At 43.4% G+C, this 21,706-nt stretch carries 20 protein-coding genes and 2 tRNA genes; 8 read left to right on the plus strand and 14 right to left on the minus strand.

Annotation, left to right across the window (positions count from 1 at the left end):
• Nucleotides 1-21: 21 nt before the first annotated feature.
• The 6 genes from D2V05_RS02955 to exaC all read right to left on the minus strand — a co-directional run bounded on the left by D2V05_RS02955 (nucleotide 22) and on the right by exaC (nucleotide 4,297).
• Entirely contained in the window at nucleotides 22-546 is a 525-nt protein-coding gene (locus D2V05_RS02955; protein WP_119646073.1) for a GNAT family N-acetyltransferase, read from the minus strand.
• Nucleotides 546-1,028 carry a DUF192 domain-containing protein gene (locus tag D2V05_RS02960; RefSeq protein WP_119646074.1) on the minus strand — a complete coding sequence of 161 codons (483 nt, stop codon included), beginning with the start codon at nucleotides 1,026-1,028 and terminating at the stop codon, nucleotides 546-548. The genes D2V05_RS02955 and D2V05_RS02960 overlap by 1 nt, the downstream gene beginning before the upstream one ends.
• Nucleotides 1,029-1,030: 2 nt before the next feature.
• Complete coding sequence (gene lgt / locus D2V05_RS02965) at nucleotides 1,031-1,996, minus strand: prolipoprotein diacylglyceryl transferase (RefSeq protein ID WP_119646075.1); 966 nt, start codon at nucleotides 1,994-1,996, stop codon at nucleotides 1,031-1,033.
• Nucleotides 1,997-2,101: 105 nt separating this feature from the next.
• Nucleotides 2,102-2,323: a membrane protein insertion efficiency factor YidD gene (gene yidD / locus D2V05_RS02970; RefSeq protein ID WP_119639540.1), complete on the minus strand. Its 222-nt coding sequence runs from the start codon at nucleotides 2,321-2,323 to the stop codon at nucleotides 2,102-2,104.
• A gap of 59 nt (nucleotides 2,324-2,382) precedes the next feature.
• Nucleotides 2,383-2,763: a DUF779 domain-containing protein gene (locus D2V05_RS02975; protein WP_119646076.1), complete on the minus strand. Its 381-nt coding sequence runs from the start codon at nucleotides 2,761-2,763 to the stop codon at nucleotides 2,383-2,385.
• 10 nt (nucleotides 2,764-2,773) lie between these two features.
• Nucleotides 2,774-4,297: an acetaldehyde dehydrogenase ExaC gene (gene exaC / locus D2V05_RS02980; RefSeq protein ID WP_119646077.1), complete on the minus strand. Its 1,524-nt coding sequence runs from the start codon at nucleotides 4,295-4,297 to the stop codon at nucleotides 2,774-2,776.
• Between the two features lie 220 nt (nucleotides 4,298-4,517).
• On the opposite strand from exaC, the gene D2V05_RS02985 reads away from it, so the two are divergent.
• Nucleotides 4,518-5,435 carry an AraC family transcriptional regulator gene (locus D2V05_RS02985; RefSeq protein WP_119646078.1) on the plus strand — a complete coding sequence of 306 codons (918 nt, stop codon included), beginning with the start codon at nucleotides 4,518-4,520 and terminating at the stop codon, nucleotides 5,433-5,435.
• Between the two features lie 2 nt (nucleotides 5,436-5,437).
• Here D2V05_RS02985 and cysS read toward each other — a convergent pair whose 3' ends face one another.
• Nucleotides 5,438-6,919 carry a cysteine--tRNA ligase gene (gene cysS, locus D2V05_RS02990; protein ID WP_119646079.1) on the minus strand — a complete coding sequence of 494 codons (1,482 nt, stop codon included), beginning with the start codon at nucleotides 6,917-6,919 and terminating at the stop codon, nucleotides 5,438-5,440.
• Between the two features lie 14 nt (nucleotides 6,920-6,933).
• Complete coding sequence (gene folE / locus D2V05_RS02995) at nucleotides 6,934-7,614, minus strand: GTP cyclohydrolase I FolE (protein WP_119639551.1); 681 nt, start codon at nucleotides 7,612-7,614, stop codon at nucleotides 6,934-6,936.
• A 132-nt stretch (nucleotides 7,615-7,746) separates the two neighbouring features.
• On the opposite strand from folE, the gene D2V05_RS03000 reads away from it, so the two are divergent.
• Together D2V05_RS03000 and D2V05_RS03005 are read left to right on the plus strand one after the other, a co-directional pair.
• Nucleotides 7,747-9,549 (plus strand): T9SS type B sorting domain-containing protein, encoded by a 1,803-nt coding sequence (locus tag D2V05_RS03000; RefSeq protein ID WP_119646080.1) that lies wholly within the window; start codon nucleotides 7,747-7,749, stop codon nucleotides 9,547-9,549.
• Between the two features lie 113 nt (nucleotides 9,550-9,662).
• Nucleotides 9,663-11,105, plus strand: coding sequence for a T9SS type B sorting domain-containing protein (locus tag D2V05_RS03005; protein ID WP_119646081.1), 1,443 nt, complete (start codon nucleotides 9,663-9,665; stop codon nucleotides 11,103-11,105).
• A gap of 49 nt (nucleotides 11,106-11,154) precedes the next feature.
• On the opposite strand, the gene D2V05_RS03010 is transcribed toward D2V05_RS03005, so the two are convergent.
• Together D2V05_RS03010 and D2V05_RS03015 are read right to left on the minus strand one after the other, a co-directional pair.
• Nucleotides 11,155-12,654: an OmpP1/FadL family transporter gene (locus D2V05_RS03010; RefSeq protein ID WP_119646082.1), complete on the minus strand. Its 1,500-nt coding sequence runs from the start codon at nucleotides 12,652-12,654 to the stop codon at nucleotides 11,155-11,157.
• 37 nt (nucleotides 12,655-12,691) lie between these two features.
• A complete protein-coding gene (locus D2V05_RS03015) occupies nucleotides 12,692-13,963 on the minus strand; it encodes a hypothetical protein (protein ID WP_183114773.1) in 1,272 nt (423 codons plus the stop codon).
• Nucleotides 13,964-14,057: 94 nt separating this feature from the next.
• On the opposite strand from D2V05_RS03015, the gene proS reads away from it, so the two are divergent.
• The 4 genes from proS to rpsT all read left to right on the plus strand — a co-directional run bounded on the left by proS (nucleotide 14,058) and on the right by rpsT (nucleotide 16,098).
• The gene (proS, locus tag D2V05_RS03020; protein ID WP_119646083.1) at nucleotides 14,058-15,533 is read left to right on the plus strand and encodes a proline--tRNA ligase; all 1,476 of its coding nucleotides are present in this window, start codon (nucleotides 14,058-14,060) and stop codon (nucleotides 15,531-15,533) included.
• A gap of 78 nt (nucleotides 15,534-15,611) precedes the next feature.
• Nucleotides 15,612-15,683 (plus strand) — tRNA-Glu (locus D2V05_RS03025).
• Between the two features lie 58 nt (nucleotides 15,684-15,741).
• Nucleotides 15,742-15,813: transfer RNA gene (locus D2V05_RS03030), tRNA-Glu, on the plus strand.
• Nucleotides 15,814-15,846: 33 nt separating this feature from the next.
• Nucleotides 15,847-16,098 carry a 30S ribosomal protein S20 gene (rpsT, locus tag D2V05_RS03035; RefSeq protein ID WP_119639568.1) on the plus strand — a complete coding sequence of 84 codons (252 nt, stop codon included), beginning with the start codon at nucleotides 15,847-15,849 and terminating at the stop codon, nucleotides 16,096-16,098.
• Nucleotides 16,099-16,166: 68 nt separating this feature from the next.
• Here rpsT and D2V05_RS03040 read toward each other — a convergent pair whose 3' ends face one another.
• From D2V05_RS03040 to rho, 3 genes are all read right to left on the minus strand, one after another.
• The gene (locus D2V05_RS03040; RefSeq protein WP_147378211.1) at nucleotides 16,167-16,853 is read right to left on the minus strand and encodes a hypothetical protein; all 687 of its coding nucleotides are present in this window, start codon (nucleotides 16,851-16,853) and stop codon (nucleotides 16,167-16,169) included.
• A gap of 806 nt (nucleotides 16,854-17,659) precedes the next feature.
• Complete coding sequence (locus D2V05_RS03050) at nucleotides 17,660-18,319, minus strand: hypothetical protein (protein WP_119646086.1); 660 nt, start codon at nucleotides 18,317-18,319, stop codon at nucleotides 17,660-17,662.
• A 131-nt stretch (nucleotides 18,320-18,450) separates the two neighbouring features.
• On the minus strand, nucleotides 18,451-20,058 hold the full coding sequence (gene rho, locus D2V05_RS03055) for a transcription termination factor Rho (RefSeq protein ID WP_119646087.1): 1,608 nt from the start codon (nucleotides 20,056-20,058) through the stop codon (nucleotides 18,451-18,453).
• A 192-nt stretch (nucleotides 20,059-20,250) separates the two neighbouring features.
• Between rho and D2V05_RS03060 the strand changes: the two genes are divergently transcribed.
• Nucleotides 20,251-20,661, plus strand: coding sequence for a DUF4293 domain-containing protein (locus D2V05_RS03060; protein WP_119646088.1), 411 nt, complete (start codon nucleotides 20,251-20,253; stop codon nucleotides 20,659-20,661).
• An 84-nt stretch (nucleotides 20,662-20,745) separates the two neighbouring features.
• Here the strand turns inward: D2V05_RS03060 and D2V05_RS03065 are convergent, their stop codons facing one another.
• Nucleotides 20,746-21,705 (minus strand): MBL fold metallo-hydrolase, encoded by a 960-nt coding sequence (locus D2V05_RS03065; protein WP_119646089.1) that lies wholly within the window; start codon nucleotides 21,703-21,705, stop codon nucleotides 20,746-20,748.
• Nucleotide 21,706 lies beyond the last annotated feature (1 nt).

Genomic DNA, 21,706 nt, shown 5'->3' on the forward strand with positions numbered 1-21,706 from the left:
ACTAAAAACCCAAAATTACGATTATCCTTGGTTTACCCGAAAAATATGGACCGGATTGTCCTTGTAGGCCGTGGTTTTATCCAAAAACATTCCGTTTTTGAAGGCCACTTTTTGTGAAGGAATATTGTTTATGTGGATGATGGAGATCAGCGAATCCGAAAAATGGTTCTGGAATGCAAATTCCTTGCATTTTTGGGCTGCCTCAAAAGCAAATCCCTGTAGCCAAAATTCGGGAAGAATGGAATAGCCTATTTCCAGTTCTTGGATGTTGTCAACCTCTTGAACCAAAAGACCACAAATGCCCACCAGTTTTCCTGATTCTTTTTGGATGAGCGCATTCATGCCGCCTAAATCCTTTTCATACCGTTCAAAAATACGATCAAATTGTGTTTGACAAGCTTCCATGGGATCGGTTGGCAATCCTTCCCAAAATTGAGTGGATCGGGGATTGAAATAAAAGGGAAGCCAATCGTTGAAATCCGACTCCCGTAACCTTCTAAAAAGTAGTCGGTCAGTAGATTCGTTTTCCAGTAGGTATTTGGGCATTAGTTTCGGGTGTAGGAAATGCTGTCGCCTACTTGAAGGCCCCATTGGTCCGAGAGCCCTGCATTGATTTCCAATACATATTTGGCTGGCAAATCTGATGGTAGACTGGTTTCATCATAAGGCTTCGCGTTCTTCTGAAAGCTTACAATTTTTTGGTTTTCGCCAATATAGATGATGTCCAATGGGAACTCGGTATTCTTCATATAAAAGGAACGTGCGCCCACGTTCGGAAAAATAAAAAGCATGCCCTGACTTTTCTCCATGGAGGGACGGTACATCAGCCCGGTCTGGGTTTCGTATTCGGTTTCGGAAATTTCAATGTCCAAATCAACCTTAGTGGAGTCGGATTGCATTTTCCAAATGGATAGGTTTCCTTCTTTGGTAAACGCAATGGTATCGGTTTTGATTTCCTTTTTGGAATCGGTCTTGCAAGAAGCTAGGACCAATAGGCAGACCAATAGCAATCTTTTTAAAACAAACATATCTATTCTTTTTCAAGGGTCGGCCTGAACATGAAGTACAAGCCGATAATGATCATTGGAATGCTGAGCCATTGTCCCGTGGTGAGCACATCTCCCAAGGAATCTTCAAAACCACCTTGGCTTTTCTTGAAGAATTCCACCACAAAACGGACGATAAACAACAGGGCCATGAACAATCCGAAAAGGTATCCCGGTTTGTCCTTTTTATTGGTTTTCCAGTATAGTTGGTACAGGATGATAAAAACAAAGACATAACAGATAGCCTCGTACAATTGTGCGGGATGGCGATAGGGGATGGATTCCAGTATATTGGAAAATTCAGGGTTGTGCTGAATGGCCTTATACGCAGCATTTTCAGTTTGTTCCTTGGTCAATGCCATGGCCTTGTAGGCAGGCATGTCGTCCGAGTCGCGGATAAAACGTGTGGCCAAAAAATAGGATTTGTCCACAACTTTCCCGTTGATTTCCGAATTGAAAAAATTGCCCAATCGCACAAAACAGGCGCCTATGGCCGATGGGATTACCAATCGATCTAATAACCAGAGCATTTTAATATCCTTCCATTTTCTGCAATACAGCCACATCCCGATAATGGCAGCAATGGTGGCCCCATGGCTGGCCAATCCGGTAAATCCGGTAAACTCATATCCGTTGATGATTCCAAAGAGATTACCGTTGGCACTTTCACGGATGGGAAGCAATATTTCCACCAAATGGTTTTGGTAATACTCCCAATCATAGAAGAAAACATGGCCCAAACGAGCGCCCAACATGATGGAAACCACCGTGTAGATGAAAAGGGAATCCAGCTTTTCCATGGATTTCTTTTCGTTCTGGAAGATTTTCTTCATGATGAACCAACCCGCCACAAAGGCCGCGATCCAGAGCAGATTGTAATACTTTATTTGTATGAAACCCAGCTTAAAAAGGGTTCCTTCGGGGTTCCAATCAAATCCAAGGAAATACATCTAAATAAATTTTGGACTAATATAACTACTTTGTATGGTTGATGGGTGCGATTAAGGAATTTTTGGCTAGGGTTACCTAAATATAACCATTCTGGTACCTTGGGTTTATGGAACAGGATCATAACCGCTACCTCCCCATGGATTACAGCTTGCTATCCGCTTGATGGACAACCAACCCCCTTTGAACAATCCATGTTTTTTTAAGGCTTCTAATGTGTATTGCGAACAGGTAGGGGTGTAGCGACACGTTGCAGGAAACATGGGCGAAATAAGGTATTGGTAGAATTTGACCAATAGAATGAACGGCGCTATCAAAATTTTCTTCATGAAAAACTCGGTAAGAGGATACAAGGTAAAAAAAAGCCCCGACAAAGTCGGGGCTAAATCTATGCTTCTTCGGATGCATACTCCACGGGTTCGAGATGTTCCCGCTCCTCATCCGTAAACAATCGTGACTTGATGACAAAACGCAATCCCAAAGGAATCTCCAGACTGAAACTGGAACCTCTTCCCGTAGTGATGTCCACGGTAAGTTGGGTGTGTTTCCAATATTCGAACTGATCTTTGCTCATGTAAAAATTACAGCCATGAATGGTGCCCAATTTCACATCCGTTTCGTTGAGCATCAATTCTCCCTTCGGAAAACACATGGGCGATGAGCCATCACAACACCCGCCACTTTGATGGAACATGAGCTCGCCATGTTTTTCCCTCAATTGGTCGATAATCTTTGTGGCCCGGTCCGTTATCAATACACGTTCTGTCATATGCTTGTTTTTAGAAAAAGCCCAACTTGTTCTTGTCGTAAGAAATCAGCATGTTCTTGGTCTGTCTGTAGTGATTGAGCATCATTTTGTGGGTTTCCCTGCCAATACCTGACTTTTTGTAACCACCGAACGGTGCATGGGCAGGATAGGCGTGATAGCAGTTCACCCAAACCCTACCGGCCTGTACCTGTCTTGAAATCTTATACGCTTGGTGCATGTCTCGTGTCCAAACCCCGGCGCCAAGACCATAAAGGGTATCATTGGCTATTTCCAAGGCTTCGGCTTCGTCTTTAAAGGTAGTCACACAAACCACGGGACCAAAAATCTCTTCTTGGAACACGCGCATTTTGTTGTTTCCCTCCAAAATAGTGGGCTGAATGTAATATCCGCCTTCCAAGCCTTCGTTGTAAGCTGCCTCACCTCCGGCAAGTACCTTGCATCCTTCCTCTTTCCCTATTTGGATGTAGTTCAGGATTTTTTCATACTGGTCGTTAGAAGCCTGTGCACCCATCATGGTGTTTGGATCAAGGGGATGACCCAATTTCACGGCTTTGGTGCGTTCCACCACGCGCTCCATGAACTTGTCGTAAATGCTTTCCTGTACCAAGATCCTTGAAGGGCATGTGCATACTTCACCTTGGTTTAAGGCAAACATCACAGCACCTTCCAAACACTTGTCGAAGAATTCATCATCGGCATCCATGACGCTTTCAAAGAAGATGTTGGGCGATTTGCCACCCAACTCCAAGGTAACAGGGATGATGTTTTTGGATGCATATTGCATGATCAACTGTCCTGTGGTGGTTTCCCCGGTAAAAGCTATTTTGTTGATCCTTGGGCTGGAGGCCAATGGTTTTCCGGCTTCCAGACCGAATCCGTTCACTACGTTAAGTACGCCTGCAGGAAGGATGTCCTCGATCAATTCCATCAATACCAAAATACCCACTGGGGTTTGCTCTGCAGGTTTCAAAACCACACAGTTTCCTGCGGCCAGGGCAGGGGCAATTTTCCATGCGGCCATCAACAATGGGAAGTTCCATGGAATGATCTGACCGACCACACCAAGAGGTTCCAACACGTTCATAGAAACCGTATTTGAATCCAATTCGCTTACCGAACCTTCTTCGGCACGGATAACCCCGGCAAAATACCTAAAATGATCTATGGCCAATGGAAGGTCGGCAGCACGTGTCTCGCGGATGGGCTTACCGTTATCCCAAGTTTCGGCACGGGCCAACACTTCAAGATTTTGTTCCATACGATCGGCGATCTTGAGCAACAAATTGCTCCTGTAGGTGGCCGAAGAGTTGTTCCATTGTGGCGCAGCGGCCCAAGCTGCGTCAATGGCCTTGTCGATATCTTCCGAGGTGGATCGGGCAATCTTGGTGAAGGCGTTGCCGTCTACGGGAGATATGTTATCAAAATATTCTCCTTTGATGGGTGGGGTCCATTTCCCTCCAATGTAATTTTCATACTGGTCTTTGAACTTGGGTTTGTCCAAGACACTACGTTCCGTGGTTTGCACATTGCTCATAATACGTACTTTTAGTTGTTAACGTTAATTTTTATGTGATGGACCGTGTAGGTCCAACTGACTGATTTTAAAAGTATTGATTTTGTACCCCGTACATCTGACGTATTCTATTATTGATATGACCAATCCTCTTTGTTTTTATATTTTTAACAATATTCGATAAGATAATTTTTATATTTAATAATGATTTATATAATATATTAAGGAGTAAATATTTTGTATGCAGCTTTCAGATAAGTTTTTTAAGGAACGCAAGCTTGAACATTTGGTGGAAAACCAAACTTCATACACCTTGAACAATGCGGCCATGCACGTGTTCGAGACCCATCTTCAAGCGGAACGCGTGATGCTGCAGTTTGACCAGCCCGTGCTGGCTTCCATGCTCATTGGTAAAAAAGTGATGCATCTTCGGGATAAAAAAGCTTTTGATTTTTTACCGGGAGAATCCTTGATATTGCCTTCCAACGAAGTTATGTGCATAGATTTTCCGGAAGCGAACCAAGATAATCCCACACGGTGTCTGGCTATGGCCATTTCCGATGAAAAGATCAATAAGGTCATCAATTTGATGAACGAGGAAATGCCCAAGCATGATGGTTCAGAATGGACTTTGATAGACTACAACTACCACTTTACCAATGATGCCAGTATTTATGGTATCATTCAACGGTTGTTATATCTCTTCACGGAAAACCATCCTTCCAAGGACTTTTTTGTGGACAATATGCTTCAGGAACTCATCATTCGTATCCTGCAAGGAAATGCAAGGGAGACCTACATGGAAAATGCTTCCAAGTTGGGGTCCCATAATAGGTTGGCCTATGTAATCGAATACATAGGAGCACATTTACATGAACCCATTTCGGTAAGTGACCTGAGCAAAAAGGCCTGCATGAGCGAGTCCCACTTTCATAAGACCTTTAAAGAAGAATTGGGGATTACGCCCATTGACTATATCAACAGCGAACGTATCAAATTGGCCATTAAATTATTGAAAGACCCCACTCGAAAAATCAAGGAAATTTACTTGGAATGCGGTTTTGAAAACCGTTCGTATTTCAACCGATTGTTCAAAAGGAAAATAAATGTATCACCGGGGGAATACCAATCCAAATTCATGGACGGTACTCTACATTGACATCAATTGAGGGTGAACGTTGTGCCGTCCTTGCCATCCTTTAATTGAATACCCAAAGCCCCTAACTCATCACGAATCTTATCCGAAGTAGCAAAATCTTTATTCGCACGAGCCTGATTCCTAATTTGGATCAAAAGGTCCATAACCCCGGTGAGGGCATTGGAATCATCCTGGGCCAAAGCTTGGTTTTCCACACCTAGTACATCATGCACAAAGGCCTTCAAAGTAGTTTCCAAAAGCACTTTGTCACCTTCGGTGATGGTTTCTTGGTCTTCCTTGATCAGGTTGATGTGTTTCACGGCATCGAACAGGTGAGCAATGAGGATCGGCGTGTTGAAATCGTCGTTCATGGCATCGTAGCACTTTTGCTTCCATACCTCCACATCAAAATCCGATGTAGCTCCCGTTTTCAAGTTTTCTAGATTACCAATAGCTTCCATCAAACGATTGTACCCTTTCTCCGAAGCTTGTAATGCCTCGTCACTCAAATCCAGAATGCTGGTATAATGGGCCTGCATCATAAAAAATCGGACCACTGCAGGGGAATAGATCTTGCTCAAGATGGTATTTTCACCACTAAAGATCTCTGATGGATAAATGTTGTTGCCCGTAGATTTGGACATTTTCTTCCCGTTGAGAGTCAGCATGTTGGCATGCATCCAATATTTTACTGGTGATTTACCCGTACTGGCTTCCGCTTGGGCAATCTCGCATTCGTGGTGCGGGAATTTCAAGTCCATTCCACCACCATGAATATCAAAAGTTTCTCCCAGATATTTGGTGCTCATGGCCGTGCACTCCAAATGCCAGCCTGGGAAACCATCACCCCAAGGGGAAGGCCACCTCATGATATGTTGTGGCTCGGCTTTTTTCCAAAGGGCAAAATCCTGCGGGTTTCGTTTTTCGTCCTGGGCGGTAAGTTCACGGGTGTTGGCGATCATATCCTCCAACTTTCTACCGCTCAATTTGCCATATTCATGGTCTTTGTTGAATTTGACCACATCAAAATAAACAGAACCGTTTGCTTCGTAGGCATATCCTTTTTCAAGGATTTCCTTGATGATCTCGATTTGCTCGATAATATGGCCTGTTGCCGTGGGCTCAATACTTGGGGGCAACAGGTTGAACTGTTGCAGTGTATTGTGAAAATCCACGGTATAGCGTTGTACCACTTCCATGGGCTCAATTTGCTCCAATTTGGCCTTCTTTGCAATTTTATCCTCGCCTTCGTCAGCATCGTTCTCCAAGTGTCCGGCATCAGTAATGTTACGCACATAGCGGACCTTGTATCCCAAATGCCTGAAATACCTAAAGATCATATCAAAGGACATGAACGTACGGCAATTCCCCAAATGCACGTTGCTATACACGGTTGGGCCACAAACGTACATGCCCACGTAGCCTTCATTGATGGGTTCAAATAGTTCTTTTTTTCCAGTAAGTGAATTATGGATACGTAATGGTTGGTCCTTATAAAGTTGCATTTAAACTTTAGGGTTTAAAATTCGGTTTCTAGGTTGATGTAATCCAAAAATTCCCTGCGTACGGCCTCATCCTTGAACTTGCCTCCGTATTCTGCGGTAACTGTGCTACTATCTATATCGCGGATTCCCCTTGAGTTTACACAAAGGTGTTTGGCATCGATGACACAAGCCACATCCTCTGTTCCCAAAACCTTCTGCATTTCCTTTACAATTTGGATGTTCAAACGTTCCTGAACTTGTGGACGTTTGGCATAATAATCCACGATACGGTTCATTTTGGAAAGTCCGACCACGGTACCGTTGGAGATATAGGCAATGTGTGCCCGGCCCACGATGGGCAACAGGTGGTGTTCGCAAGTGGAATATAGAACAATGTTTTTTTCCACCAACATTTCGCCATACTTGTACTTGTTCTCAAAGGTGGATGATGTAGGTCTACGGTCTGGATGAAGCCCACCGAAAATTTCCTTTACATACATTTTGGCAACCCTTTTTGGGGTGCCTTTCAAACTGTCATCATCAAGGTCCAAACCCAAGGTCAGCATAATCTCCCGGACACTTTTTTGAATGCGCTCGATTTTTTCCTCATCGCTCAATACAAAAGCATCTTCCCTCATCGGTGTTTCCGTTGAAGAGCCAACGTGATCGTTGCCTCTTTCCTCATATTGTTCTTCCAAAGCCCGCTCTAGTTTCATAGCTGTTTCTTCAAGACAGCAAAGATAACACTAATGAATGATTTAACATCTGCTATCCGTTGTTTGACAACATAAATTATTGTTAACCTATATCCTGCAATACTTTTATAATGCCCAAACCTACAGTCTTTTATGGTAAAGTCAGTCGTAAAGACCTTATTCTTCTTACTCATTTGTCAATTTGTGCAATCCCAGGTTGCGCAGGATTGTACCGATGCCGTGCCCATTTGTAACAATACGCCCATCAATGGGGGTACCAATGGCTATGGTATTGATGATTTTTATGGTGAGGCAACCACAGGATGTTTGGAGCAAACCGTTTCGGGATCTATAGAATCCAATTCGGCTTGGTACCGATTCAGGACAGCGGCCGCGGGACAGTTGGGATTCAATATTGGGCATAACAATAACGAGGATTGGGATTTTGCCCTGTACAAGGCTTCCGATTGCAGTACTTTGGGGGATCCCATCCGTTGCAATTTCTTCGATAACAGCGAGGGAGTCAGTTTTATTGGGGTAGGGGAAGATCCAACGGGTAATGCGGATTCCGTGCATTATGAGGATTGGTTACAAGTACAAGCAGGCGAGGACTATTACCTGTTCATTAATAATTTTAGTAATGTAAACTCTGGTTTTTCCATACAGTTTACCGGCAATATTTGGGCAAGCCACCCCTATGATGCCTTGGATTGCTCCATTGTGAGCAACCTTTTGGGGCCTCCGGTGGCGGCCTGCGAAAATGAAACCGTTATCTTGGACGCTACCACTTCTGGGGCCACTTCCTATGCTTGGTATGTGAATCATGGAAATGGCTACCAACAGATTTCCGGGGCCTCGGCTGCCAATTATCAGGTGCAGGATTCCGGACAATATAGGGTCGTTGTGGTTACGGGAAGTGGCAACATCATCAGTGATGTCCAGGTTGGCTTTAATGCCGTTCCCACTACAGGAACCCTAACGGATGAATCTTTTTGCCAAACCTCGGGTATCCTCTTTGATTTGGAAACGAAGGACTCAGAGGCGCTTGGTGGACAAGATCCTTCTGAATTTATGGTGAGCTACCACCATTCACAAACCGATGCCATATCCGGCATCAATCCGCTGGAAAGGTCATATTTGATAAACCCAGGGCAGGAAACCATTTATGTGAGGACCACCTCATTGGCCAATCCCAAATGTTTCGATGCTTCTGAAAGTTTTGTGTTGAATGCTGTGGAAACCCCAGAGTTGACCTTTGATGACCAAGCGGTTATCTGTGAAGCGGTCGGGAGTGTTACGATTGGGGAAATGTACCCGGATTCCAATTACACTTACTTGTGGAGCACTGGGGAGCAAACCCCAAATATTGTGGTGTCCCAAGAAGGGGAATATATCTTGACCGTGACCAACACATCCAACGGAACTGTTTGTGATGCCAGTAAAACAATAACGGTCTCTATTTCTACAATGCCTGTTATCTCCGGTATCGATATTGAGGATATGAGCGCCAACAATACGGTCACGATCAATACGGATGCCCTTGGTGAATATGAATTTCGCTTGGGTGATGGGGATTATCAGACCAGTAATGTGTTCGAGGGTGTTGCCCCGGGCATCCATAAAGTCTATATGCGGGATTTGTACGGTTGTGGCGAAGTGGAGGATGAGATTGTCGTTGTAGGTTTCCTTTCCATTTTTTCGCCCAATGGTGATGTGCTCAACGAAACCTGGCAGATTGAGGGTCTTTCTACCTTGAATTCGCCCATTGTTACCATTTATGACCGTTATGGAAAACTCATCAAACAGATGAATGAGTTTGATCCAGGGTGGGATGGCAGTTTCAATGGAAAGCCATTACCTTCCACGGATTATTGGTTCAAACTGTCCTATATCGGCGAGGATGGGAACCGTACCTATGCCAAGTATCTCCAAAGTCATTTTTCCTTGAGAAGGTAGGTTTGGTGCATTTCATCGATTAACCGCATATTTTTTCGATGAAGGTATACTAAACGCATCATTTGTAGAGTTATAGAGGTTATGTAGGATAACCTTTTTAGCCCCAAAATTCTATGAGAGCCCTATTTAGCGCTATCTGTGTTTTCTTTTTGACCTTCATTACAGCGAGCGCGCAGAACTCCCCAGATTGTAGAACGGCCATTCCTGTTTGTGCGGATGCTCCCATTATGGGCGTTACCGATGGTAGCGGCGATATTGACGATTTTGATCCCGAAGTGATTACCCAGACTGGATGTTTGGAAAAAGGAAGCGTGAGTTCAGCTAATATCGAGAACAATACGGGTTGGTTTGTGTTCAGGGCCGGAACGGATGGCCAGATTGGTTTTGATATCGAGGCGCTTCCCGTTACCCCTGGGGGGACCATTACTGCCGAGTGGGATTTTGCCCTTTACGGCCCCTACGATGAAACCACAGGACAGAATTATTGTACTATCATTGGTGATGGAACTTCCCAACCCATTCGATGCAACTACGAATATAATGATACAGGTTTCACCGGAATCGGCGTAAACCCTGTTGATGGTAGGGAAGGTGCACCTTTTGTGAAGAGTAGCCAGAACACTTATGATGAATGGTTGGATGTGACCGCGGGAGAAATCTACTATCTCTATATCAACAATTACAACACCAATTTTGATGAGGATCCTGAGTCCTTCATTTTAACCTTTACCGGTAGTTCTGTGGATGATGATCAGAACACGGCCTTGGATTGTACCCTTCGCGATGAGTTTTTGGGATTGGACATTGTGGCCTGTGAAGGCGACCCGGATATTACCTTGTCCGCATTGAACTCTCCTGTGGGCCCCAATATTTCTAACATTACTTGGGAATATGACGCGGATGATGACGGAACCTATGAAACAGTTTTAGCAACGGGTGCCGGTCAAACCGAGTTGACGGTTTCAAGCCCTAATTCAGGTCGATATCGCGTAACCATAGAATCCACTTTTGGAAATACGATAACGGACGACATTTTGATTACGTTCTATGGCATTCCCAACCTATCGGTCAATGTGCTCGATGATTTTGTGAACAGCAATCAGACCGATCCCTATAATGTGGAGTTTATTCCGGATGGAGACGGGGATTATGAATATGCCATTAACGGTGGTGAATTTCAGGACGACCCAATATTCTATGATGTGCCCCCAGGTTTGAATACAGTGATCATCAATGATAAAAATGGCTGTGGAACCTCGGAACCTATAGAGTTTTTGATCGTGGGATATCCCAAATTTTTCACGCCCAATGGTGATGGGGTCCATGACAATTGGAATGTGTATGGAGTGGAACAACTCAGCAACCCCATCGTCTTTATTTTTGATCGTTACGGAAAGCTGTTGAAACAATTGGACCTTAATTTTGGATGGGACGGTACTTTCAATGGTAGGGAAATGCCTTCTTCCGATTATTGGTTCCGTTTGGATTACGACCGTGATGATGAAGGGGTGCTCGTGGCCACACAGGTGCGCAGACACTTCTCCTTGGTGCGATAAAAAAAGGCCGGAATTTCTTCCAGCCTTCAATTTTTCAATTTGTGTTATTTTAAAACTTCACACTGTAACCAAGTGATATATTCGTATTGATTTGGTTGACCATGGCAGCATTGTCGATACCAGCATCAAAGAAATAGGAGTTTACATCCTGCTCCGTTCTGCTAAAGGCCAAATCCAAACGGCTTCCCCCAAAATTATGGCCTATACCTGCCGAAAATCCGTTGAGGTCGCCCACAAGGTCACCATTTTCATAAGGACTGCTCTCAAACCGGTAACCGGCCCTTAAGCTTACCTCATCAATTCTATACTCGCCACCTACACGATAGGAATTCACAGCGCCAAGGACATTGGATATATAAGCATTTTCCGATGAAAAATTGGGGTCGGAGGTTGGTCTTAGCTCGGCCTTGGACATATCTTGGTAACTATAGTCAAAACTGATGAGCCCATCCTGACCAAACACCATAGCAAGGCTTCCCGTAAACTTCTCGGGAGTTTTGATGCGGTATTCATCATACAGGTTCACGATCCCAAAGTTGATATAGTCGATGTCGGAAACCGCTAAAGTGGAGTTGATACGTTGTGAGGTGTCGTCCGTTAAAGTGTACCATGTTGGAGACTGATAGCTACCACCTACGCGGATACTCTCGTTCAATTTGGCGATGGCCCCCAAACTGAAAGAAAAACCATAACCTTCGGTGTGCAATAGATTGTCAAAAGAGGTGAATTGGATAGGGGAGGCCTGATCATATCCGTCCTCATCCAAATAGGTGATTCGGTCATACACCACGTTGTGGAAGTTCAAGTTGGCCCCAATATATAGGTCGTCTTGATACTGGCTGGCGAAGTTTAGAGTAAACTTGCTATTATATCCACTGGTATTCTGCAAATATTGTTGGTTCACACTGCCATATTCGGCATTGGAGAAGTAGGAGGTGTTGGCATCATCATCCGCGGTGGGTTCAATGATCCCTGCCTGAAAGCCTAAAAAAGCTTGCTGGGCGGCATATCCCAAACTGGAACCGATATCCAAATACGCTTCCTCAATGTATTCCCCCTGTTGTACGCGAAGGGGCCCTAATTCCTGTCCTTGTGCAAAGTTCAGAAAGTAGTTGTCGATACCGACTTGGGTATTGCCCCTGGCATAGAACTCGTTGTCAAAATTCTGGACCATATCGTAATTGAAGGCCAAGGCGATTTTTTTCCAAGGGCTGTTGTTCGATTTGAATACGAACACACCACCCACTTGGTTCAATTCTAGGGAATTGTCGGTATTGTTACTGATGCTGTTACCGAAGGTGGCATCGTTGTTCCTATGGTAATTGGAGCCAGTGACCCCTATTTCGCTAAAGTTGAAGACTGCCGACCCGGCCGGGTTCACATTAAGGGCCGAAAAATCACCGCCCAAGGCTCCAAATGCGCCACCCATGGCCTGAAACCTTGCGGTTCCCTGCATATTTTCGGTGCTATAGCGCAACACGTCATCAATGGTTTGCGCACTTGCAAAGGCACATGCCAATACCATTATGAAAGTTGAGATTCTTTTCATTTCCTTTGATTTAGATTTTGCGATATGTTATTGGGAATTATGGTCTACCTCCCCTACCAGATCTGGATGACCCTGAAGATCTACTAGCTCCGCCAGAGCTTCTTGAGCTACTTCCACCGGAGCTCCTATAACTACCCGAGCTCCTTGAACTGCTTCCACTGCTCCTGAAGGTTCCTGAACTTCTGGAACTGCTTGAAGATCGACTATAGTTGCTGGTCCTTGGGGCGGCCCTTCCAGAGGATTGGTAACTCCTTGTACTCCTGCCGGAACTATAGCTTGGTGATGAATAGCTTCTGGTTGTCGAACTACTCCTGTTGTAGGTTCCACTACTTCTGGTTGAAGGCGAAGTTCCATAGGAACGATACGTTCTTGAAGTGCCACTGTAACTTGGGGTAGTACGGGTACTCCTGCTGGTTCGGTAGTTTTGGTTCCTGGCCACGGCATCTGCGCTTACGGACCTTCTGACAGTGGAGCTACTTCTATAGGTTCTAGCGCTTCTATTGGCCATATTATTTCGGGCCACTGTTGCATTGGAGCGTCCACTATTGGTTCTATACGCACTGGAGTTGCGATTGCTTCTGGAGGCCAATCCAGTACTGTAGTTGTTGGAATAGCCTCTTCTTCCGGACATGTAGGCATAATTTCTGCCGTAGTATCTGTTGTTGTAATAGTAGGGTCGGTTCCAATAACCGTAATAGCCGCCCCAGCCATAATAACCGGCATATCCCCATCCGTAGTAAGGGTAGCCCCAACCGTAGTATCCGGCCCATCCCCAACGGTTGTATCGCCATGGGTTGTACCATCCCCAAGAGTAGTAGGGGTTGTACCATCCATAGGACCAGTTGTAATAGGGGTAGCCCCAACCATAGTAACCGGCCCAGCCCCAACTGTTATCATAAACATTGATGCTTAGGCTGGTCGGGTTGTCTCCCCAACCTGGATTGCCATTATAGGTGTTGAACTCGTCATCGTAGGCGAAGTAATCGTTTTCATTGCCCATGGGTATTGAGTCGTTGGCCATGTTACTGGAATAGCTGTCGACGTCGGTAAAAATCTCACTGTCCAGAATCTCACCGTACTGATTTGCCTTTTCGCCGAAATAATCTCCATACATATTGTTTTCCTGCTGTTCGTACCGAACAGCTTCGGGATTTCTTTTCTCAACTTGGACAACTCGGTTGCCACTGGAATAGATGCCATCGTCATAATAGGAAGACTGTTGGTATGTACCGCACGAAGCCAACAAAAGAGTGGCTACAACGGGTGTGGCAAAAATTTTGATTTTGCTGTGGGGTAAAGACTTTAACATGGCGCAATTTTTATTGTTGAACATACTAAAAATAATTAGTTTTACCGAATTATTTTATTAAAGAATTCACAAGTTTTGTGCCAAACTACAATAGATGGGTAAAAATTTAACGAGTCGAGCAGAAGATTATTCCAAGTGGTATAATGAACTTGTTGTAAAATCGGATCTAGCTGAAAATTCAGGGGTTAGGGGTTGTATGGTGATAAAGCCCTATGGCTATGCCATATGGGAAAAGATGCAGGCGCAGCTGGATAAAATGTTCAAGGAAACAGGTCATGAGAATGCCTATTTTCCCTTGTTCATCCCAAAATCCTATTTAAGTAAAGAGGCCAGTCATGTAGAAGGTTTTGCCAAGGAATGCGCCGTTGTGACACATTATCGACTGAAAAATGCCGAAGATGGCAGTGGGATTGTTGTGGATGAAGATGCCAAATTGGAAGAAGAGCTTATTGTAAGGCCGACTTCGGAAACCATCATTTGGGATACCTACCGAAAATGGATTCAATCCTACCGTGACCTTCCTTTAAAAATCAACCAATGGGCCAATGTGGTGCGCTGGGAAATGCGTACCCGTCTTTTTCTTCGAACTGCCGAGTTTTTATGGCAAGAAGGCCATACCGCTCATGCTACTAGGGAAGAAGCCGTAGAAGAAGCCGAACAGATGATGCATGTGTATGCCGAGTTTGTGGAAGATTATATGGGAGTGCCCGTTATCAAGGGAACAAAAACGGAAAGTGAGCGCTTTGCTGGGGCCGAAGAGACCTATTGTATCGAGGCCTTGATGCAGGATGGAAAAGCGCTTCAAGCAGGTACCTCGCACTTTTTGGGACAGAATTTTGCCAAGGCATTCGATGTGAAGTTTGCCAATAAGGAAGGTCAACAAGAATATGTTTGGGCCACATCATGGGGAGTTTCCACCCGATTGATGGGTGCTTTGGTGATGACGCACAGTGATGACAACGGATTGGTGCTGCCTCCAAAATTGGCGCCCATTCAAGTAGTAATCGTGCCCATTTATAAAGGTCTTGATCAATTGGATGCCATTTCGGAAAAAGTGGAGCCATTGGTGAAGGAACTTCGTGCTAAGGGAATTTCAGTGAAATACGATAATAGAGATACCCACAAACCTGGTTTCAAGTTCAATGAATATGAATTGAAAGGGGTGCCTGTACGTTTGGCCATTGGCCAGCGTGACCTAGAGAACGGAACCTATGAGGTGGCCCGAAGGGATACCCTTCAAAAGGAATCGGTAAACGCCAGTGAAATTGTGGCCAAGGTGGAAACATTGCTAGAGGACATCCAAAGGAACATCTACCAAAAAGCGTTTGACTACAGAGCGGAGCATATTACCCAAGTTGATTCCTATGAAGAGTTCAAGAAAGTGATCGAGGAAAAAGGAGGTTTTGTATCTGCTCATTGGGATGGAACGGCAGAGACCGAGGATAAGATCAAGGAAGAGACCAAGGCCACCATCCGTTGTATTCCTTTGAAGGCCGAAGTGGAAGAGGGCACCTGCATTGTGACGGGCAAACCATCAACACAAAGGGTACTCTTTGCAAAGGCCTACTAATTAGGTTGTAAAAAATAAATATTACTGTTGCAAGACTTAAAAATAGTTGTATTTTTGCATCCGCAATTGTGCAACCATGGCCCGTTCGTCTAGGGGTTAGGACGCCAGGTTTTCATCCTGGTAACAGGGGTTCGATTCCCCTACGGGCTACAAAGTTCAATGAACATGGTGTTTTTGGAAGGGTTTACCTTCCTTGTTAAAATATAACGGCCCGTTCGTCTAGGGGTTAGGACGCCAGGTTTTCATCCTGGTAACAGGGGTTCGATTCCCCTACGGGCTACAAAAAGGAATAAGAAAGTATTAAATTAAGATAATGGCAAACCATAAGTCAGCATTAAAGAGAATCAGAAGAAACGAAGCGGTACGTTTGCGTAACAGATATCAGCACAAAACTGTGCGTAATGCCATCAAAAAATTACGTAACGAGGAAGACAAAAAATCTGCTGAGGCTTTGTTGCCCACTGTAGTTGGTATGATCGATAAGTTGGCCAAGCGCAACATTATCCATAGCAATAAGGCTGCAAACCTTAAGAGCAAATTGATGAGCAAGGTTGCTGCTATGTAAACCTATGCGAATACAATATTAAGAACGCCTCCATATTGGGGGCGTTTTTTTTATTATCCAAAGTTAAATTATCGGAATGCGTTCCGTTTTCCCAAGAGGGCCCCGATCATGAAGGTACCGTACATGAATACAATCAATACCTTCAATACTTCCCGCAATTGGTATTGGGCCCATACTTCAGGTGCTTCGTACGCTATCAAGAACAGATAGGGGAATATGGCATGGAAAACGGCCAATCCCAAGGTGGTCCAGAACATCAGGTTGTGCTTTACGGGGTAGGCGCCTTCCTCGCTCTTTTTCTCCTTAATATAGAGGCTTATATCAAACAACAAGATCATAGAGGCTATCAGATCGGCATAGTATAGGTTCATATGCAACGGGTCTTGGAAGAAGAGACTGGCCATATAAGACAACATACTGATGATAGCACCATAAACTACCCTTTTCTTGTGCTTTCTGCTTTTTAGCACCTTCCAGTAGATATAAAAGAAGAACGAGAAAGCGATCACGGAATAAATGTTGAATATGATTACGTTATGCCAATCGTATTTTTTCTCCGAAAAGAATTGAAACTCGTCAGTGTATTTTACGAGATACCCCAATAGCTCTGTTAAAAAGGTGTACATGAGATAAATAGGGTAGTATTTCAGGGGTGTATCAAAAAAAGTACGGTAACGGGCAACGGCCACAAGCCAGACAATAAGATAAAAAGGCAAGAAGTATTGTTCTGTAATGAATTTATATAACTCCTCCATTGTGGTTCGTGGCAGCGGTTCTACGTTGGCTTTGTTAGAGGCCTAAATGTACACAATAAAAACGCCCCCAAACCCGAGGGGCGTTATATTTTATAAGCCTGTTTTGGTTATCGAAAAGCCTTTCGCTTCCCTATAAGTAGTCCAATTATTATCAAACCATACATTAGAGCAATGGATGAGACTAAAATAGGTCTTAAGTAGACCAGAGTCCCAATACCAACCTTGAGTTTATACAAAGTAAGGATTATAGGGAATGGAATGTAAAAGGTTAAAAGTCCAATACTTACCCAAAACAATAAATTTTGTCTTAAGGGATATATATTTGCTGTTGAACAGGTCTTTATTAGATAGGATACCAAAATTGAAACCATTAGTAAAGACCCTAAAATATGAGCATATGTCATCTGACTATGTAATGGGTTGGAGTATATAGCATTGGCTACATACAGGATCACACATACGATGGATGCATAGGAGAACAATTTCTTGTCTTTATCTTCTTTGAAGATCTTACGGTACACGTCAAAGAAAAAAAGAAAAAATATTAGTTGATATATATTGTAGATAATTAGATTATCTATTGCATATCTCTCATCCGAAAAAAATTGGAACTCCTCATAGTTCTTAATAAAATACCCCAGAACCTCTGTAAAAAAAGTATACATGATGAGCATAGGAAAATATTTCAATGGGGTATCAAAAAATCGCTTATATCTCAATACTGAAACTATCCAGGTGATTAGATATAGCAATACAAAAAATTGATCCCAAAGAAGCTTAAGAAATTCTCCTATTGTCATAATGGATTAAAAATCTGTGTATGGAGGAGGACTTGAGTTGCCATGGTTCAAATCCAAGCTTTTGTCTCCACTTTGAAATAGAGTAGGGGCAAAACTGGCATAGGATTTTTCTCCCGCATTTGAATTGTGACCCATTCCTTTAGTGCCAACAGCATTCTTGATTAGTTTTGCCTGTCCATCAGCGCCAATATAAAATCCGTGTTCTTCACCATCAACCATTATGGCAGGAACAATAAATATGGAATTCTGTCTGGGATGCACAATTTTTTTCCCATCGGGAAAATGTTCATTGTTTGGATAGTTGGCAAAATAAAAGCGTAGCGAGGAAATTTCAACATTAGCTCCTTTTGCCTCTTGCTCAATATAGGCCATATATTGTTTAATGTCTTCATAGGTAAATGAAGTAAACCGAGAGGGAACATACTTTTCATCGGGATACTGTTCCATCTCATACTTCTCGATCATGCCTACCCTGTTTCGAGTATAATTGTCATAGAGGGATTTGGATTCTTCAAGAGAAATAATGCCCTCGGGCGGAGAGATTTTTTCCTCTTGTGGTGGTTCGGAATCCTTTGGTTCATCTTTTTTTGGGCCTTGTTGACATGCACCCATAAAAAGCAAGACGGTGCCTAAAAAAGCAATAGCAACTTTTCTGTTGTTTTTCATTGTATAAGTATTTTAAAGTTCAGTTTTGAGGAAACTATTTTAAAGATATGTCTTTTCTTTAAAACGGGTCAATAAAAAACCCCTCAAGATATTTTGAAGGGTTTTTAAATAATTGATTTTCAGTATTTTGATTACTCGTTCATCGTGAGTAAAAATTCTTCATTGTTTCGGGTCTGTTTGATGCGTTGTTCCATAAACTCCATGGCCTCCACAGGGTTCATATCGGCCAAGTACTTACGCAAGATCCACATACGTTGAATGGTGTTTTCATCCAAGAGAAGATCATCCCTTCGTGTTGAAGAGGAAATAAGGTCGATGGCAGGGAATATTCTACGGTTGGAGATTCTACGATCCAACTGAAGCTCCATGTTACCTGTACCCTTGAATTCCTCAAAGATCACCTCGTCCATTTTGGAGCCGGTTTCCGTAAGTGCCGTGGCAATAATGGAAAGAGATCCACCATTTTCAATGTTTCTTGCGGCACCAAAGAAGCGTTTGGGTTTGTGCAATGCGTTGGCATCCACACCACCACTCAATACCTTACCGGAAGCAGGCTGTACCGTATTATAGGCACGCGCTAAACGTGTAATGGAATCCAATAGGATTACCACGTCATGACCACACTCTACCAATCTTTTGGCCTTGTCCAAAACAATGTTGGCCACCCTTACGTGTTCAGAAGCCTCCTTGTCAAATGTGGAAGCAACCACTTCACCGCGTACGTTACGTTGCATATCGGTAACCTCTTCGGGTCTTTCATCAATCAAAAGAATGATTTGGTAAACCTCTGGGTGGTTGGCTGCAATGGCGTTGGCAATGTCTTTTAACAACATGGTCTTACCGGTCTTGGGCTGGGAAACGATCATACCCCGTTGTCCTTTGCCGATTGGGGAGAACAAATCCATGATTCTTGTGGAAATGGTACTCTGTTTTTCCGCTAATTTGAATTTTTCCTTAGGGAACAAGGGGGTCAAATGCTCAAAGGAAACCCTATCCCTGACCACTTGCGGGTCCATGCCGTTGATCTTGTTCACCTTGATCAGCGGGAAATATTTTTCTCCTTCTTTCGGAGGTCTTATGTTCCCCAAGATGGTATCCCCGGATTTTAGTCCGAACAACCTGATTTGGGATTGTGATACATAAATATCGTCAGGAGATGAAAGATAGTTATAGTCGGAAGACCTTAGGAACCCATATCCATCCTGCATGATGTCCAGGACACCTTCACTTTCAATAATACTGTCGAACTCAAACTCTGGCTCTTTGTACCTATTTTTCAGGTCTTTGTCAAAATTGCTGTTCTTCTTGTCGTGATGACTGCTCTTTTGGTTGTTCTGATTTTGGTTTGGATTCTGATTTTGGTTCGTCCTCCTGTTATTGTTTTGGTTCTTTTGCGGGCCAGCTGGTTTGTTGTCCTTTTTGGGAGGGTGTTCCTTAACCTCCTCTTTTTTATCGGCGGTTTCAGCTACCGGTTTCCTTTCGGGAGAATCTTCGGTGTTGGTTTTCGCAACATTGGGTTTTGGTCGTGCTGTTCTGGCGCGTTTGGGCTTGGACTCTGTCTTTGTATCGGTAGTGGTAACGGTTTCGGCAACGGCCTTTGGGTTGGAAGCCTGTACATCTAGGATTTGGTACACCAAGTCCAGTTTTTTAAGGGTTTTGAATTTGGGAACATTAAGATCCTTAGCAATTTCTTGCAACTCAGGAAGCTTTTTAGCTTTTAGATCGGAAATCTCGAACATTAAGTAAAGAATAAGTTAAACTTGTGTAATTCTGAATATTGAAGTAAAAAGTTATTTGGATGCTACTGGAGGAAAGTTTTCCTAGGTAGGTGCTTTGCTAATAACGAGACAATAATACGAATAATTTTTGAAGAATAACGCTACAATTATCAAAAAGACGCCTATTTTTGCGTTTTGAAATCGATTTACACAATGATTCAACGAATTCAGACGTTTTTTTTGCTGGTTGTGGCCCTGTTAGTGGGCGTGCTGCCATTCTTTCTGAATCTTTGGGTCGAGGTAGGGGGCAAAGAGGTGTATGCCCAAGATGAAGTGATGGTGAGCATCGTTTTTTATGTTTCGGCGGTGTTGGCGGTAGCATCGATTTTGATGTACAAGAACAGACAAAATCAATTTGTGATGAACAGATTGAATATGATATTGAACCTTTTTTTACTAGGATTTTTCGTTTATCGATCGCTAAGTCTATCCGGAGAAACTGTGGTTTCGGAGAAGGGTATTGGGATGCTGATTCCTGTATTTTCTATCGTTTTTCTGGTCCTGGCCAACAGGGCTATCAAAAAGGATGAAGATCTTGTAAAATCTGTTGATCGCTTGCGTTGAACCTAACATCTTAGTAGTATTAGTGCGAAAAAGTCCCGGCCTTGGCCGGGACTTTTGTTTTTTGACCCATAGGGATCGTATGGTCTAAAGTGCAAATTCTTGGTTAAATGTGGCAATGTTGAAACCATTCTCCAGTACTTTTTTTTGTTGATTGCTATCCTTGATTAAGAGGCCGTTGGTGTGGTTGAAATGAATGAAATGGATTTTAGACTTTTCGCTATTAGGTAATGATTGGAACAGGTCCATACTTTCCACCACAAAAGGATGTGGAATTTCACTTATATTCCTAGTGTTGATCTCATCCCCATCAAAAAAAGTGGCATCTAAAAAGGCAAGGTCCACATTTTTGATTTCGGCAACAATATCCTTATTCCATCTGGACCATTTGTCAATATCTGGAATGAACAGTATTGATTTTTTCGGGCCATCTATTTTAAAACCTACCGTTTCGGAGTATTCATCCCTATGCGGTACTATGAATGGCGTTACTACAATATTTTTGGTGAGTACAATTGGTCTTTCGTTCTGTAATGGATGTATTTTGATATTGTTCAAGGCAACCAACTGGTCCCAAGGACCATTGTTCTCCAAAAACGCTTTCATCTTTGGCATGGCATACACAGGAACCCCTTTGGCTCCCAAGGCCTCTCTTCCCAAATACATTAAACCGGTATAATGCCCAATATGTGCATGGGTCATAAAAATACCGGAGGGTGTTTCATCGGTACGACCGGATAGTTCTTTTAAAAGTTTCATTTGAGAGGTGATATCCGGTGTGGCCTCAAAAAGGTAACTCTTGTTGTTCTCATGGTCCACAATACCCAAGGATACCACCTTGCGGTCACTATCAGGATTATTGAACAAGTCTGCACAACACGATTTTTTACAACCGATGTGCGGACTCCCTCCATCTTGTACGGTCCCCAAAATACGAAGGGTAACAACACTTTGTACTTCAAGGGGGGCGTTTTGTCCCAACTCTCCCGAAAGCTTCTCCTTGCAAGAGACTAAAATCAAAATCAATGCAAATACATATGTTTTCATG

The organism is Flagellimonas pelagia, assembly GCF_003584135.1.
GTDB lineage: Bacteria > Bacteroidota > Bacteroidia > Flavobacteriales > Flavobacteriaceae > Flagellimonas > Flagellimonas pelagia.

Excerpts from the sequence above, each read along its gene's own strand:
- D2V05_RS02955 (WP_119646073.1), bottom strand. The coding sequence starts at position 546 with ATGCCCAAATACCTACTGGAAAACGAATCTACTGACCGACTACTTTTT.
- D2V05_RS02960 (WP_119646074.1), bottom strand. The coding sequence starts at position 1,028 with ATGTTTGTTTTAAAAAGATTGCTATTGGTCTGCCTATTGGTCCTAGCT.
- lgt (WP_119646075.1), bottom strand. The coding sequence starts at position 1,996 with ATGTATTTCCTTGGATTTGATTGGAACCCCGAAGGAACCCTTTTTAAG.
- yidD (WP_119639540.1), bottom strand. The coding sequence starts at position 2,323 with ATGAAGAAAATTTTGATAGCGCCGTTCATTCTATTGGTCAAATTCTAC.
- D2V05_RS02975 (WP_119646076.1), bottom strand. The coding sequence starts at position 2,763 with ATGACAGAACGTGTATTGATAACGGACCGGGCCACAAAGATTATCGAC.
- exaC (WP_119646077.1), bottom strand. The coding sequence starts at position 4,297 with ATGAGCAATGTGCAAACCACGGAACGTAGTGTCTTGGACAAACCCAAG.
- D2V05_RS02985 (WP_119646078.1), top strand. The coding sequence starts at position 4,518 with ATGCAGCTTTCAGATAAGTTTTTTAAGGAACGCAAGCTTGAACATTTG.
- cysS (WP_119646079.1), bottom strand. The coding sequence starts at position 6,919 with ATGCAACTTTATAAGGACCAACCATTACGTATCCATAATTCACTTACT.
- folE (WP_119639551.1), bottom strand. The coding sequence starts at position 7,614 with ATGAAACTAGAGCGGGCTTTGGAAGAACAATATGAGGAAAGAGGCAAC.
- D2V05_RS03000 (WP_119646080.1), top strand. The coding sequence starts at position 7,747 with ATGGTAAAGTCAGTCGTAAAGACCTTATTCTTCTTACTCATTTGTCAA.
- D2V05_RS03005 (WP_119646081.1), top strand. The coding sequence starts at position 9,663 with ATGAGAGCCCTATTTAGCGCTATCTGTGTTTTCTTTTTGACCTTCATT.
- D2V05_RS03010 (WP_119646082.1), bottom strand. The coding sequence starts at position 12,654 with ATGAAAAGAATCTCAACTTTCATAATGGTATTGGCATGTGCCTTTGCA.
- D2V05_RS03015 (WP_183114773.1), bottom strand. The coding sequence starts at position 13,963 with ATGTTAAAGTCTTTACCCCACAGCAAAATCAAAATTTTTGCCACACCC.
- proS (WP_119646083.1), top strand. The coding sequence starts at position 14,058 with ATGGGTAAAAATTTAACGAGTCGAGCAGAAGATTATTCCAAGTGGTAT.
- rpsT (WP_119639568.1), top strand. The coding sequence starts at position 15,847 with ATGGCAAACCATAAGTCAGCATTAAAGAGAATCAGAAGAAACGAAGCG.
- D2V05_RS03040 (WP_147378211.1), bottom strand. The coding sequence starts at position 16,853 with ATGGAGGAGTTATATAAATTCATTACAGAACAATACTTCTTGCCTTTT.
- D2V05_RS03050 (WP_119646086.1), bottom strand. The coding sequence starts at position 18,319 with ATGAAAAACAACAGAAAAGTTGCTATTGCTTTTTTAGGCACCGTCTTG.
- rho (WP_119646087.1), bottom strand. The coding sequence starts at position 20,058 with ATGTTCGAGATTTCCGATCTAAAAGCTAAAAAGCTTCCTGAGTTGCAA.
- D2V05_RS03060 (WP_119646088.1), top strand. The coding sequence starts at position 20,251 with ATGATTCAACGAATTCAGACGTTTTTTTTGCTGGTTGTGGCCCTGTTA.
- D2V05_RS03065 (WP_119646089.1), bottom strand. The coding sequence starts at position 21,705 with ATGAAAACATATGTATTTGCATTGATTTTGATTTTAGTCTCTTGCAAG.